Annotated in this window: 14 protein-coding genes; 3 read left to right on the top strand and 11 right to left on the bottom strand. The window is 70.8% G+C overall.

All coding sequences use genetic code 11. The features are described 5' to 3' along the window. Positions 1 to 83: 83 nt before the first annotated feature. Positions 84 to 767: a TetR family transcriptional regulator gene (locus PH203_RS37920; RefSeq protein ID WP_289926185.1), complete on the top strand. Its 684-nt coding sequence runs from the start codon at positions 84 to 86 to the stop codon at positions 765 to 767. Positions 768 to 1,212: 445 nt separating this feature from the next. Here the strand turns inward: PH203_RS37920 and PH203_RS37915 are convergent, their stop codons facing one another. Next, positions 1,213 to 1,632, bottom strand: a complete 420-nt coding sequence (locus PH203_RS37915) for a GNAT family N-acetyltransferase (RefSeq protein WP_289926183.1) — start codon at positions 1,630 to 1,632, stop codon at positions 1,213 to 1,215. Positions 1,633 to 1,741: 109 nt separating this feature from the next. On the opposite strand from PH203_RS37915, the gene PH203_RS37910 reads away from it, so the two are divergent. Next, positions 1,742 to 1,900 carry a hypothetical protein gene (locus tag PH203_RS37910; protein ID WP_289926182.1) on the top strand — a complete coding sequence of 53 codons (159 nt, stop codon included), beginning with the start codon at positions 1,742 to 1,744 and terminating at the stop codon, positions 1,898 to 1,900. Positions 1,901 to 1,999: 99 nt separating this feature from the next. Here the strand turns inward: PH203_RS37910 and PH203_RS37905 are convergent, their stop codons facing one another. Continuing rightward, positions 2,000 to 5,281 carry a S8 family serine peptidase gene (locus tag PH203_RS37905; protein ID WP_289926180.1) on the bottom strand — a complete coding sequence of 1,094 codons (3,282 nt, stop codon included), beginning with the start codon at positions 5,279 to 5,281 and terminating at the stop codon, positions 2,000 to 2,002. Positions 5,282 to 6,050: 769 nt separating this feature from the next. Here PH203_RS37905 and PH203_RS37900 point away from each other — a divergent pair. Then, positions 6,051 to 6,383, top strand: a complete 333-nt coding sequence (locus PH203_RS37900) for a hypothetical protein (protein WP_289926179.1) — start codon at positions 6,051 to 6,053, stop codon at positions 6,381 to 6,383. Positions 6,384 to 6,487: 104 nt separating this feature from the next. Here PH203_RS37900 and PH203_RS37895 read toward each other — a convergent pair whose 3' ends face one another. From PH203_RS37895 to PH203_RS37855, 9 genes are all read right to left on the bottom strand, one after another. Continuing rightward, positions 6,488 to 6,853: a hypothetical protein gene (locus tag PH203_RS37895; protein WP_289926177.1), complete on the bottom strand. Its 366-nt coding sequence runs from the start codon at positions 6,851 to 6,853 to the stop codon at positions 6,488 to 6,490. A gap of 221 nt (positions 6,854 to 7,074) precedes the next feature. Beyond that, positions 7,075 to 7,236 carry a hypothetical protein gene (locus PH203_RS37890; protein ID WP_289926175.1) on the bottom strand — a complete coding sequence of 54 codons (162 nt, stop codon included), beginning with the start codon at positions 7,234 to 7,236 and terminating at the stop codon, positions 7,075 to 7,077. A gap of 11 nt (positions 7,237 to 7,247) precedes the next feature. Then, positions 7,248 to 7,424, bottom strand: a complete 177-nt coding sequence (locus tag PH203_RS37885; protein WP_289926174.1) for a hypothetical protein — start codon at positions 7,422 to 7,424, stop codon at positions 7,248 to 7,250. Positions 7,425 to 7,576: 152 nt separating this feature from the next. Continuing rightward, positions 7,577 to 8,587: a sugar kinase gene (locus tag PH203_RS37880; protein ID WP_289926173.1), complete on the bottom strand. Its 1,011-nt coding sequence runs from the start codon at positions 8,585 to 8,587 to the stop codon at positions 7,577 to 7,579. Further along, positions 8,584 to 9,474, bottom strand: coding sequence for an SMP-30/gluconolactonase/LRE family protein (locus PH203_RS37875; RefSeq protein ID WP_289926170.1), 891 nt, complete (start codon positions 9,472 to 9,474; stop codon positions 8,584 to 8,586). Before PH203_RS37875 ends, PH203_RS37880 begins: the two co-directional genes overlap by 4 nt. Further along, positions 9,471 to 10,103 (bottom strand): bifunctional 4-hydroxy-2-oxoglutarate aldolase/2-dehydro-3-deoxy-phosphogluconate aldolase, encoded by a 633-nt coding sequence (locus tag PH203_RS37870; protein WP_289926169.1) that lies wholly within the window; start codon positions 10,101 to 10,103, stop codon positions 9,471 to 9,473. The genes PH203_RS37875 and PH203_RS37870 overlap by 4 nt, the downstream gene beginning before the upstream one ends. Before the next feature lie 75 nt (positions 10,104 to 10,178). After that, positions 10,179 to 10,991: a hypothetical protein gene (locus PH203_RS37865; RefSeq protein ID WP_289926168.1), complete on the bottom strand. Its 813-nt coding sequence runs from the start codon at positions 10,989 to 10,991 to the stop codon at positions 10,179 to 10,181. A 2-nt stretch (positions 10,992 to 10,993) separates the two neighbouring features. Continuing rightward, positions 10,994 to 12,139 carry a galactonate dehydratase gene (gene dgoD / locus PH203_RS37860; RefSeq protein WP_289926166.1) on the bottom strand — a complete coding sequence of 382 codons (1,146 nt, stop codon included), beginning with the start codon at positions 12,137 to 12,139 and terminating at the stop codon, positions 10,994 to 10,996. Further along, the gene (locus PH203_RS37855; protein ID WP_289926165.1) at positions 12,136 to 12,873 is read right to left on the bottom strand and encodes a FadR/GntR family transcriptional regulator; all 738 of its coding nucleotides are present in this window, start codon (positions 12,871 to 12,873) and stop codon (positions 12,136 to 12,138) included. Before PH203_RS37855 ends, dgoD begins: the two co-directional genes overlap by 4 nt. Positions 12,874 to 12,890 lie beyond the last annotated feature (17 nt).

Below are 12,890 nucleotides of genomic sequence, written 5' to 3'. Positions count from 1 at the left end.
CCCAATAGTGAACCGGCGGTACATTCAAGTTAATGTACCGCCGGTTCACAGTCAATGGACCGGCGGTCGGTTATCCTCACGGGATGGCAACCTTCCATCGCGCCCGCAGCGAGGAGCAGCGCGCCGAACGGCGGCAGAGCATCCTGCAGACCGCGGCCGGCATGCTCGACGAGATGCCGGTCGCGGCGGTGAGCCTGAACGAACTCAGCCGCCGGGTCGGACTGTCGAAGTCCGCCATGTCGCTCTACTTCGAGTCACGCGAGGCGGTGTTGCTCAGCCTGCTCACCGAGGCGGCCGCCCGCTACCGGGCCGAGACCGCCGAGTCGTTCCCCGAGTGGGTCGACCCGTCCGCACCGGCTCCGGTGAGGGCACGCCAGGTCGCGGCACGGCTGGCCACCACGTTCGCCGCTCACCCGATGCTGTGCGAACTGCTGAGCGTGCAACACGCGATCCTGGAGCACAACATCTCCGTCGACGTCGCGACCAGGTACAAGAGGTCCTCACGTGACGGCATCCGCTGGCTCGGGGAGCAGCTTCGCGACCTGCTACCCGAACTCGACGACGAACGGGCGCTCCGCGCCGCGCACATGGTCATCATCCTCGTCGGCGCCCTGTGGACCCGCAGCCGCCCCGCCCCCTCACTGCTCGCCGCCTTCCAGGCCGACGCGAGCCTGGCATTCATGCACCCAGCCTTCACCGAGGCGTTCGAGGCCGCGATCACCACCTTCCTTCAGGGGCTTGTCGCGGAGACCGCCGACGCGCCCTGACGGCATTCGCTGCCACGTCATCGACCTGAACCGCAGGGCACCGGCCGAACAAACTCCAGGCACAGGACCACAAAGTCTTCCGGTTCGAGGCGCTCGGCACGGGCACGGCCTTTCCTGTTCCGCACAGGCCGCAGGTCGTTGACATCGGTACCAGCTCGTCAAGGTCCTGCCTTGCCCCTTCCTCGAACGGCATAGAGGAGAGCCCGCCCCGGAGGGACTTCCGTGACCATGATCGCTGCCCCACCCACTCCGTCCGGTCCTCCCTTACCCCCCACCCGCGGCTCTCCGCAGCGATCGTGGACCCGCTCACCTTCAACGCCGCCATCATCGAGACGGCACCAAGCCCTACCGCCTGGCCAAGACCAAGGCGCAAGCCCGGGAGACCTACACGAAGTGACCGGCCCACACACCAGTCGTGCGGCGGCACACGATGCGACCTACACGCCTACAGAGCGGTCTCCAAGGTCACTGACTCGGCCGCGAAGCCATTGCGCTCATAAAACCGAACGGCCTCGGTGTTACTCGAGTAGGCCGTCACTTCCGCCAGCTCCGCTCCCTTTCCCTTCGCCCAGGCCATGAACTCCTCGATCAGTCGCCCACCGATGTGTTCCCGCCGATAAGCGGGCTGCACATACATGCTCACCAGCGACGCGACCTTTACGGGCTTCATCGCCGACCCCTCGGCCGCCACACCGGTGAGATGCCCGACGACCTCGCCGTTCCGGTCGGCAACGAGCAGCAACCGGTCTGGATCGTCGATCCCGGCGGTGAAACGCTCTCGTCCGTGCTCACGCGGCCAGCTGACGTTGACGCTCGGATCACGAATCCCCGCGTCCTCGGCAAACAGCGCGCTACTGCAAGCCAAAGGATCCGTCCGCGATCACGGGAGTCGTCACGGTCGGGCGGCCTCCGCCACAACGCCTGCGGCCCTCGGCGCTCCTGGCACTCCTCGGCCTCGGCTGATCACGAACCAGATGTCACGCGACTACGCCGAAACCGCGGGCCGGCCACTGGTCTTCACGCCGGTCCGCGCCCACACCGCGGAACTGATGCCCGACATCCTCGACGGCGTCCCGGCCGACTGTCAGGACATGGCCGACCGCAAATCCCTCGAGGTCCTCATCACCCCCTGACCGGCACCACCGACACGACAGAAAGCAGCCGTCGCACCCGGCACGACCGTCGGCCGGCCACTGAGGGTCGGCCGACGGTCGTGCCGGTGGACGGCTGGGTCAGCCGACGGTGTACGTGTACGGGATGCCGGTGATCTCGGAACCGTTCCCGCTGCCCATCGCCGTGTCGTTGCCCACGTAGAGGATCCCGTGGACGACCGTGCCGACGGGGGCCGTCGGGGCGAGGGTGAGGGTCATCGTGCCCGTCTTGCCCGCGGCGACGGAGAGTGGGGTGTAGTCCGCGGTGAAGTCCCAGAACGAGCCCGTCGAGGCATGGGCCGCGGGGTCGATGGGCTGGGTGGTGGCGGTCACGGTCACCTTGGCGGTGCCTGCGGGCGCGGTGGAGTCCTTGAAGGGTCCGGGCGCCGAGACGCCCACGTACCACACTCCCGATGCCAGTTGGTCGGCGGTGGCCGTGGCCACCCGCGATCCGTCGGGCCCCGGTGCGCCCAGGACCTCGGGTTCGCCGTTCCAGGGACGGAGCGACGCGTCCACGGGAATGTCCGCGGTGACCGTGGCCCTCAGGGCCGTGGTGTGCGTGGGAACCCACCAGTAGGTGTTGTAGCCGCCCACGGGGACCGTGGTCTTGCCGTCCGGCTCCGGGAGGACGACGTCAGCCGAGGCGGCCAGGCGCGGGTCGAGGAAGTAGGACCGCTTCGCCGGTCCCGGGTTGGGCATCCGCACCGTGACCTTGAGCTTGCTGCCCTGCTTGATGACGCGGGCCGGGCTGTCCGGCAGGCCCGGGGCGCTCACGGTGACGGGGGCGTCGAGGCGGACGCGGCCGGTGACCTGCTCGCTGAACTCCTTGCCGCTGACCGGGTTGGGCAGGACGACGATCAGCGTCCAGCGGCCCGCGGCGGGCCGGTTGACGGTCAGGCTCGCGTACTTGGTGGGGGCCGGCGTCTTCGCGTAGGTGCGGTTGGCGTCGCGGGCGATGATCTGCTGCTGGGGGCTGATCAGGTAGTAGTTGAGTTCGGTGTCCGCGTCCTGCGCGGTGAGGTCGACCGTCAGGTTGCGGCGGCCGGCCGGGACGTCGAGGTAATAGCCCTTGGCCTGGCCCGCGTCGCGGCCGACGCCGCCGGTGATACGGGTGGTGAACGTGGTGCTGTGGCCGGGTGCGGGGTCGACCGGGAGCAGGGTCCGCCGGGCCACCGGCAGCGACAGGTGCGTACCGGCGGCCGAGTCGAACTGGAGGGAGAACGGCGTGTCACCCGCCGCGCGCGGTATCGACACGGTCACGGGGAAGTCGGCGGTGCCGCCCGCCGGGACGGTCCTGGTCCACGCGGGCACACCCGCCGAGGTCCAGCGCCGACCGGTGACCTGGACGTGCAGGGGGCCACGGTAGGTGCCGGGCTTGTCGTTCGCCCACTGCAGGCCGTTCACGCCGTAGTTCCAGACCACCTTGACGGTCCAGTTCCCCGGCACCGGGTCGTGCACGTCGACGTACTGGTGGTTGCTGTGCCCGCTGCCGCCGTAGTCGTAGCCGAGCTGCACCAGCCGGCCCTTCGGGTCGGACAGGACCGGGATGAGGTAACCCTGCCCGTCCTTGCCCGGCCAGGCCGTGGTCACGCCCAGATAAGGAGTGCCCTTCGGGACCCGGACGGTGAACGGCTTGACGGCGAGCCGGCCGAGGGGGGTGTCGCCCAGCGGTGCGCCGACGGTGACGGTGCGTGCGGAACGGAACGTCGTCGAGCCGAGGGTGCGGGAGGTCATGGTGACCTTCTGGGGCCGGTTCGCGGTGTTGGTCAGCGTCACCGTGGTGTGCCGGGTCGCGCCCGGGCGGCCGCTGAGGTTCAGCTGGCCGGCCGAGGGGACGAGGGAGGTACTGTCCGCGCTGCCGCCGGTGGCGTCGACCGCGCGGGCCGCGCGGACGGCGGCGTCGGTGTTCAGCAGCCCGGCACCCTGCTCGTCGGCGGGGACGCGCAGATCGGTGGCCGTACCGGTCAGCAACCGCTTGACCAGGCCGGGCGCGGGGCGGGCACCGTCGTGCGTGGCCTTGTACGCCTGGATGACGTCGGCCGCCGCGCCCGCCACCAAGGGGGCCGACTGGCTCGTACCGCCGAACACCTGGGTCGGCTGCGAGCAGGCCGTCCAGCGCGGGCTGGGGGTGCAGGCGGCCATGCCGCTGACGCCCGGCGCCACCAGGTCGACCAGCTTGTTGCCGAGCGTGGTGCCGCCGGAGGACAGGGCGGCGATGTTGTCGCTGGTCCAGCCGGGGTAGCCGTAGCCGCGGGACGCCACCCGCAGCGCGGTGGTGCCGCCGACGCCGATCACGTCCGGGTCGCTGGCCGGGGAGGCGATGGTGCCGGAGACGCCGGAGTCACCGGTGGAGGCGACGACCGTGACACCGGCGGCGACGGCGGCCCGGTCGGCCATCCGGACCGGGTCGGTGGCCGGGTCCGGGTAGTAATTCCAGCCGAAGGACTGGTTGATGACGTCGGCGTGGTGCTCGACGGCGTACTGGACGGCCTGGACGAAACCGGACATGAGGGCGGCGGCCTTCCCGCCGAAGACCTGCAGGCTCATCAGCTCCGCGTCCGGCGCGAAGCCGCGGATGCGGAAGGTGCAGCCCTTGGGCACCTTGGTGGCGTAGGGCAGTTGTTCCGCCAGGTCGTACGTCCGGCTGCCCTGTGCGGCGAGGGAACTGGCGTCACCGAACCCCTCTCCGCCGCTGGTGGTCCCGTTCGTGCCCTCGCCGGTGAAGTCCTCGTAGTCGGTGATCACATGGCTGCCGTCGGGGCGGATGAACTCGGGGTTGTCGACGTCGATTCCGTCGGCCATGAAGGCGACCTTGACGCCCTTGCCGGTGGCCGACTTCTGAGCGGCGTCGGTCTTCGTCAGCGACAGGGCCTCCGGCTCGACGATGGGGTGCTTCGGGTCCTTGGGACAGGCCACGGGGGTCGTGCCGGACGAGGAGCCCGCCGCGGTGGTGGCGGTGTGCTGCCGAGGCCGTGGTAGCGGCAGGTCGGGTACGACGGCGGCCACCTGCCGGTCGGCGCGTATCCGGGATATCTCCGAGGGCTTCAGTGTCGCGGCGACGGCGTTGACCAGGCTCAACTGCCTGACGCGCGTCGCACCGCCGTTCCTGAGCAGCGACAGGATCGGTGCCTGGTCCTGGGCCACCGCCTTGTCGCGGCGGGCGGCGTTCGTCCGGGGGGACAGATCCGGGTGCTGGTCGCGCAACAGCACGATGACACGCTGCGTGCCGCCGCTGTCGGCTGCTGCGGCGGCGGGGGTGGGGGCGGCCGTCGCGGGAACGGTGCCCAGGGCGAGAACGCTCAGCACGAGCGTTCCGGTGAGGGCAACTCGCCTACCGGCTCCGCCCGTTCTTCTGTTGTGCATGCAAATCTCCGCTGGGAGTGGGGGGTTGGGGCCGCCCAAGGACGGCCGCGCGTCGATCTTGTCCCCTGCAGCGGGCGAAAGAATCAAGCCTGATCAAAAATTCAGACATGTTCTGGAAAGGCGAACACCGCTCATTCCCAGGCGCCGAAATGATGGCGAAGTAACTTGCGTCAGGAGCGTGAAAGCAAAATGAACGCGAAGGGCAGCAGTTCCGTTTTGAGGGGCTCTTCACGTTTCCCGCAAACTCCGTGGCGCTACTTTGAAGACCATCGATGGCCAGTACATCGTGGGGCCGCAGCGGTGGGCATAGCCACGCTCGTCGGCGCCTCGACGCCCTTCGGTCTCATCGGCGGAAAAGATACCGGCTCACTGGCCCCCGCCGTAAAGGTCGTCACGCAGGTGATCGCCGGCCTTACGAATCTTCCGGACGTCCGACTCCGACGGAATCTACGACAGCAACGACAAGGCCCGCATACCAAGGGTTGTCCTACCTTGGCCGCCCGGGTTCCGCGACGGCTCGACCGCCAAGGTGGCGTTCAGTCCGCCGCTGCGGCCTGATGTGCTTGTCCGGCCGCGAGGGGTGGTTCCGGCAGCGGGTGCGCGGCAGCGGCGCGGAACAGGACGCCGCCGTCGACGGCGGGAACGACCGCCTCGGAAACAGACCGGCCCGCTCCCTGTACCCGAGCATGACTGTGCTGTTGGACCGCGGGTTCTCCTCCAATGCCTGCCTGAAGCCGGTCGCCGCCCCCGGTCCCGTCTCCTTTGCCCGGTGTCCGCCTCCCGCAAGCCGCCGGTCCTGCACCGTCTGCCCGACGGCTCGTTCCTCTCCCGGCTGGGCGCGGTGGAGGTGCGCATCCTCGAGTGCGAGATCACCATCGCTACTTCGGCCGGACGCACCACCGGCGTCTACCGGCCGGCCACCACCTTGCTGCCCGGCAACGACGAAGCCGAACTGGCCGTGGACGACCTCGCGCGCGTGATCGAGTCCCACCGCATCCGCATCCTGCGGACGGAGTACGACCAGATCGCCGCGGCAGCCGAGCAACTCGGTGCACTCGACTCGCTCACCGAAGTGCGGATCGACCGCTTCATCCGCGACTGAGGAGCCCGGCACACCCGCAAAGGCACACCTTGGATGACGGCGGCCCTCAAAGCCGCCGTCATCTGTGTACCCGCTGTCTCGTACCGCGGCACGCCGCGGATGTGTCAGAAGCAGGGCGTGGAGACGTTGCCCACCTCGTTGCCCTTCAGCAGGCCGCCCCAGATGTAGTTGCCGTCCGAGAGGAGCACCCACTTGTCGTGGTAGATGCCGTTGGCGTTGACAAAACCGCCCACGAGCCAGCACACGGCGCTCAGGTTCTGGTTCGCCGCGACGGTGTAGGCGATGCTGTAGCCAGTCGAAGGCCCGATCCGCACATTGCCGTTGATCCAGGTGGTGACGGTCTGCGCCTGAACGTTCATGGCCTGGGCCGCGGTCTGCTCCGCCGACTGGGCCGATGCCGCGGCAGCCGGAACGGCCGCGCCACCCGCCACCACGATCGCTGCCGCCGCTACGGTCGCGAGCTTGCTCATCAAGCGTGAACTCCTGCGCTGCATGGGAGTTTCTCCTTGTTCAGTGATACGTATCGAGCGTGGAGCGGGTGGCCCACCGAGACCGGCGGGACCCTGGGCAAGGGCAGGCACGATGGCCGCTCTTTACGGCTGACCCGACAGCCCCACCCGAACCCCCTCCGACGAACCGCCGTCAGACGCGGCTCCTCAGCAGGCGGAAACCGCTTCCGACACCTCGATGCTCACGCACCCCAGGGCGCACGGACCAGCATTTCGATCTTTCTCGAAAAGCTGTGACCGGCAGGTCGACGCAACACTCCGTGGTGGGCGACCCGGGACTCGGTTGCGATCAGGTCGCCGATGCAAGGCGACAGAGCCTCGCCGAGCAGCAGCGCGTTCGCCATGCGCGGCAGCGCTACCCGTCGCTTTCCTGCGGGACTGCGGCCACCACAGCTTGGGCCACGTCGTCCGCCGACAGTGGCGTCATGTGCCGAAACGGGGGCGGCATCTCCGCTTCCTTCGCCTTCTGCAGCAGGTCCGTGGCGGTGAGCGCCGGATAGATCACCGATACCCGGACCCCACCGTCGGCCACCTCCTGGCGGAGGCTGTCCGAGAAGGCAGAGACTCCATATCCGGGCGTCGTTGACCAGCACGTCGATCCGTCCGAACCGGCCCACCGCGGCGTCCACCAGCGCCGCCACCGATTCGGGAGAGGTCACGTCCGCGCGTGGTTCTGTGTCACGATCACTTGTCGGCACGCCCAACACCACCACCGGCGACCCGCACGTTTTTCCACTGCTCATCCGTGAGGTCCAGGAGCCGGTCGATGGTCGAATGTGGTGGGAGTGGGCCGTGGTCTCCTGTCACGCTCAGGGCCGACGCCGCTGTGATGTGGCCGAGTCGTAGGGATCGGCTCAGTGGCTCACCCCTCAGCAGGCCGGTGAGGAAGCCCGCTGCGAAGGCGTCGCCCGCGCCGACCGGTTCGGTCACGGGAGTGTGTGGGGCGGGGACCGTCGCCGAGCCCGCGGGGGTCAAGGCCGTGGCCTCGCGGGGGCCGTCCTTGACGACGACGACGCGTGGTGCGGGCAGGAGTTCGCGTACGGCGGTGGGGGTCAGATGGGCACCCCAGAGCTCCTGGGCCTCGTCGAGGCCGACGAAGACGATGTCGGCTCGGTCGGCGAGGTCGTGCAGCACGTGCGGGGCGGTGGCCTCGGGCCAGAGCTGGGCGCGGTGGTTGACGTCGAAGCTGATGGCGTGCGGGCGTTCGGCGGCGGGGACGGCGAGAGCGTGGGTGACCAGCTCGCGGCAGGACGCGGACAGGGCCGGTGTGATGCCGGTGAAGTGCACGAGGGCTGCCGTGCGCAGTGCCTTGTGGTCGAGGAGGTCGGGGCCGAGGGCGGAGGCGGCTGAGCCCTTTCGGTAGTAGTGGACCCGGGTGCCTGCGGGTGACGGGTTCTTCAGCATCAGGCCTGTCGGCCGGTCGGGGTCGGTGGTCACGTGGGCGATGTCGACCCCGGCGGCGGCCAGGACGGCGCGTACCCGGGCTCCCAGCGGGTCGTCGCCGAGTGCCGACAGCCAGGTCGACTCGATGCCGTGATCGGCGAGGTACATCGCCACGTTGGACTCGGCTCCCGCCACCGACAGGCTGAGGTGGTCGGCGTCGGCGAGCGGCCCGGAGGGGGTGGGGGCGAGGGCGGCCATGGTTTCGCCGATGCAGACCACGCGTCCGCGCGGCGGGCGCCACGAGTCCGTCATGCGAGGGCTCCTGCGATCGGTGCCGAGGGGGCGAGCCGGAATGCGGGGGTCGGCGTACCGGGCACGTCGACGGGAAGGGTGAACACCGCCCCGTCGTACGGGCCGGGTGCTTCCAGGCCCACCGTGGCGGTGGTGATGTGGAGCAGCGTGTCTTTGAGGCAGACGCCGGCCGGTTGCCCGGCGGGAATGTGGACGACCCGGTCGAGGCCGCCGTCCGGAAGGTGCCGTCGGAGCGTGCCCGTGCCCCAGACTGCGCACCATACGGCTCCCTGGGCATCGACGGTCATGCCGTCGGGGCTGCCCTCGTCCACCGTGAAGAACTCCTCGGGGCTGCCGACGTGGCCGGTGTCGGGGTCGACCGGGTAGCGGCGGACGATCCCCTGGGCGCTGTCGGCGAGGTACATGGTGCGTCCGTCCTCGGTGAAGGCAGGGCCGTTGGGGATGGTGAGGCCCTCGACGACGGGGGTCACGGTGGCGTCGTGGTCGACGCGGTACAGGGTGCCGGCGCCCGGGGTGCCGTCGTAGGCCATGCTGCCGGCCCAGAAACGGCCGGTGGGGTCCGCGATGCCGTCGTTCATGCGCATGTCCGGTCCGGGGCGGTCCTCGGGTGTGGCCAGCCATCGGGGGGTGCCGTCCGGCGGGAGGAGGCATACGCCGGTGCCGGCGGCGGCGATCCACGTGCCGGGGCGGTCGGCGACGGGTGCCACCGCGCCCAGCGGGACGGTCAGTCGGAGGATTTCGTGAAGCGGCAGGCGGGGATCGTCGGCGGCGCTGAGCAGGCGTCCTTGGAGGATGTCCACCAGGACGAGGCCGTCGCCCGTCCAGCGGATCCCCTCGCCCAGATCGAGACGATCGGGGCCGGTGACCCAAGGGTGCTGTGCGGTCATCCGGCGGTCTCCTGGACTGCGGTGAGGAAGGCGTGGGCACGCTCTCGCAAGGCGTTCAGGCTGCCGCCGTCGGCGGCGTCGCCGACGAGCGGAGAGCCGATGCCGACGGCGGTGGCGCCGGCGGCGAGGTAGGCGCGGGCGGCGTCCAGGTCCACTCCGCCGACGGGCACGAACGCGGCGTCGGGGAAGGGCGCGCGCAGGGCCTTGAGGTAGGCCGGTCCCCCGGCCTGGGCGGCGGGGAAGAGTTTCAGCGCGTCGGCGCCCTGGGCCTGGGCCGTGATGATCTCGGTGGGGGTCATGACGCCCGCGAGGACGGGCAGGCCCAGTTCGCGGGCGGTGTCGGCGCCCGCTCCGAGGCCGGGGGTGACGGCGAAGGCGGCGCCTGCATCGTGTGCGGCGCGCGCGTCGTCGGCGGTCAGGACGGTACCGGCGCCGATCGGCCGGTCGGGCCCGAGTTCGGCTGCGCAGCGGGTGATGACACCGAGCGCGTCGGCGCCGCTGAGGGACACCTCGATCAGATCGATGCCCTCCTGGGCCAGGATCAGAACGGTGCGCAGCGCGGCGTCGGCGTCGTCTCCGCGGACGATGGCGACGAGGCGGCGCTCTGCCAGGGCGGCTCGTAGGTCCACGGGAAGGAACTCCTTGTGTGTCGGGGTAGCGTTCACCGGCGCTTCTCGGCAGGACGGGCCGTGGGCCAGCGGGGGTCAGGGGCAGCCGCAGGCGGCGGTCAGGGTGAGGCGCCAGCGCACTTCGCCGGAAGCGGGGACGCGTGCCGCGTCCCCCGAGCCTGCTTCGGCGAGGTCGAAGGTGCGGCCGAGCATGGGTTCGACACCGGTGCTGCGGTAGGGGGCCGTCACGGGGAAGCCGCCCAGGTTGCGCCACAGGGCGACCGACACCGGCTGCCCCTCGGCCGTTACGGCGAGGGTGAGCCGGTCGATTCCGTCGTGGACGCAGACCCGGTCGGCCGCGAGGACCGCGCCGACAGCTGTGCCGTCCTCGGGGCCGAACCGGTCGAGGCGCAGTCCACAGGGTGCGGGCCAGTCGCCTTCGACCCAGGCGGCGCCGTCCGGCCACGGGGCGTCGAGCAGGGAGGACGCCTCGGGGAAGATCCGGGTGGACACGCCTGCCCTGGCCCGGAGTTCGGCTTTCTCGGAGAGGTCGAGGAGCGCGTGGGCGGCCCATATGAAGCGGTAGCCGGGGTCGGCCCGGAGCGTGTAGTGCGCCTCGACGCCGTCGGCGGTGGCCCGCACGGTGCGGGCGAGGGTGAACGCGTCGCAGTCCACGCGCTCGGTGTCACCGTCGTGTGACCACGGCCGGGACCAGACGTCCCCGTGGTCGGGCAGGCCGCGCACGGTGGGCAGGCACTCCTCCAGACCACCCGCGTCCACGAAGGCGTCGCCGGGTGCGACATGCTGCCGTGCGGGGTCCGGGCGGTGCCACAGCCATTCGCGGTCGCCGTCACGCAGCGAGGTCCAGCGTCCGCCGTGTGCGGGGTCGGTGGTGAAGGCCAAGGGCATGGTCACCACTCCGTGAACGAGCCGTCGGTGTGCCGCCACACGGGGTTGCGCCAGGTGTGCCCGGTGCGGTCGGCGGCGCGTACGGCGTTCTCGTCAACGGTGATGCCGAGACCGGGTGCGACGCACCGGTGGGCGTGTCCGGCGGTGAACCGGAACGGCTCGGGGTCGACGACGTAGGAGAGCAGGTCGGCGTCCTTGTTGTAGTGGATGCCCCGGCTCTGCTCCTGGATCAGGAAGTTCGGTGTGGCGAAGGCGACTTGGAGGCTGGCCGCCAGGGCGATCGGGCCGAGCGGGCAGTGCGGGGCGAGTTGTGCGCCGTAGGTGTCGGCGAGGGAGGCGATGCGGTGGACCTCGGAGATGCCGCCCGCGTGGGACAGGTCGGGCTGGGCGACGGCGATGCCGGCGGCGAGCGCGGGCAGGAACTCGGCGCGTGAGAAGAGGCGTTCGCCGGTCGCCAGGGGTATGGGGCCGGCGGCCACGAGTTGGCCCAGGAGGTGGCCGTGTTCGGGTACGACGGGTTCCTCGACGAACAGCGGGTGCAGTGGGGCGAGTTCGGTGAGGACGCGGCGGGCGGCGGCGGCCGTGAAGCGGCCGTGGAAGTCGACGGCCACGTCGCGGTCGGGGCCCAGGACGTCGCGGACGGCGGCGACCCGGCCGACGACGGCCGCCGTCTCGGCGGCGGTGGCCATCGGTGAGGTCGGGCCCGCCGCGTTCATCTTGACCGCGGTGAAGCCCGCCTCGACCTGCTCGGTGACCTGTTCGGTGAGCTGCGCGGGTTCGTCGCCGCCGACCCAGGCGTAGACCCGCACGCTGTCGCGGACGGGACCGCCCAGCAGGGCGTGCACGGGGGCGCCGTAGGTCTTGCCGGCGATGTCCCACAGGGCCTGGTCGAGGCCGGCGACGGCGCTCGACAGGATGGGGCCGCCCCGGTAGAAGCCTCCCTTGGTGAGCACCTGCCAGTGGTCCTCGATGCGCAGCGGGTCCTGCCCGACGAGGTACTCGGCCAGGACGTCCACGGCGGCCCGGACGACCTCGGCCCGGCCCTCCACGACGGGTTCGCCCCAGCCGACTACGCCTTCGTCGGTCTCCACGCGGCAGAACAGCCAGCGCGGCGGGACCAGGAAGGTCTCGATACGGGTGATCTTCACTGGGAGGTGGTGCCTTCCGCTTCGTCGGTGGTGCCGATGCGGTCCTGGTCGCGGCCGGCCTGTTCGAGCAGGGCACGCATGGCGGCCTCGGCGGCCACGGGATCCTGGGCGCGTACGGCGTCCAGGACGGCGCGGTGGGCCGGGACGGGGTCCTCGCTGTGCGGGGAGGAGTGCACGATCCGGTCGCGGTGGGCGAGGCCGGACTCGAGCACCATCTCCATGCGTTCGAGGAGTTCGTTGTGGGTGGCGGCGAGCAGCGCGCGATGGAAGGCCAAGTCGGCGTCGATGGCGTGCCCGGGGTCGGGGCCGGTGTGCCCCATCGCGGTGAGCGCGTCCTCAAGAGCGGTGAGGTCGGCGTCGGTGCGGCGCTCGGCGGCCAGGCGGACGGCGGCGGGCTCGATGATGGAACGGACCTCCGACAGGTTCCGCAGCAGGGCCTGGTCGGCCTCACCGGCGCTGCCGCCCTCGAACTGCCAGCGCAGGACGTCGGCGTCGAGGAGGTTCCAGTCCGCCCGCGCCCGTACGAAGGTGCCGCGCTTCTGGCGGGCGTCGACCATGCCCTTGGCCGCGAGCACCTTCAGCGACTCGCGCAGCGCGGTCAGGCTCACGTCCAGCTCGCTCTGGAGCGCCACCAGGTCGAGGGTGGCCCCCTCAGGGATCCGGCCGCCCAGGATGCGGCGGGCGAGCGCCTCCACCGTCTGGCCGTGCACGCCGCGGCGGGCGTAGGGCGTCATGTCGTCGAGCCTTTCTG

The organism is Streptomyces sp. S.PB5 (assembly GCF_030403745.1).
In the GTDB taxonomy this organism is placed as follows: domain Bacteria; phylum Actinomycetota; class Actinomycetes; order Streptomycetales; family Streptomycetaceae; genus Streptomyces.
Note: the sequence above shows the minus strand (reverse complement) of the source record. Positions and strands in the feature narration are given on the sequence as shown.

What these genes read in the sequence shown, in the direction of transcription:
- PH203_RS37920 (WP_289926185.1), top strand. Translation starts at nt 84, where the DNA reads ATGGCAACCTTCCATCGCGCCCGCAGCGAGGAGCAGCGCGCCGAACGG.
- PH203_RS37910 (WP_289926182.1), top strand. Translation starts at nt 1,742, where the DNA reads ATGTCACGCGACTACGCCGAAACCGCGGGCCGGCCACTGGTCTTCACG.
- PH203_RS37905 (WP_289926180.1), bottom strand. Translation starts at nt 5,281, where the DNA reads ATGCACAACAGAAGAACGGGCGGAGCCGGTAGGCGAGTTGCCCTCACC.
- PH203_RS37895 (WP_289926177.1), bottom strand. Translation starts at nt 6,853, where the DNA reads ATGAGCAAGCTCGCGACCGTAGCGGCGGCAGCGATCGTGGTGGCGGGT.
- PH203_RS37890 (WP_289926175.1), bottom strand. Translation starts at nt 7,236, where the DNA reads ATGGCGAACGCGCTGCTGCTCGGCGAGGCTCTGTCGCCTTGCATCGGC.
- PH203_RS37880 (WP_289926173.1), bottom strand. Translation starts at nt 8,587, where the DNA reads ATGACGGACTCGTGGCGCCCGCCGCGCGGACGCGTGGTCTGCATCGGC.
- PH203_RS37875 (WP_289926170.1), bottom strand. Translation starts at nt 9,474, where the DNA reads ATGACCGCACAGCACCCTTGGGTCACCGGCCCCGATCGTCTCGATCTG.
- PH203_RS37865 (WP_289926168.1), bottom strand. Translation starts at nt 10,991, where the DNA reads ATGCCCTTGGCCTTCACCACCGACCCCGCACACGGCGGACGCTGGACC.
- PH203_RS37855 (WP_289926165.1), bottom strand. Translation starts at nt 12,873, where the DNA reads ATGACGCCCTACGCCCGCCGCGGCGTGCACGGCCAGACGGTGGAGGCG.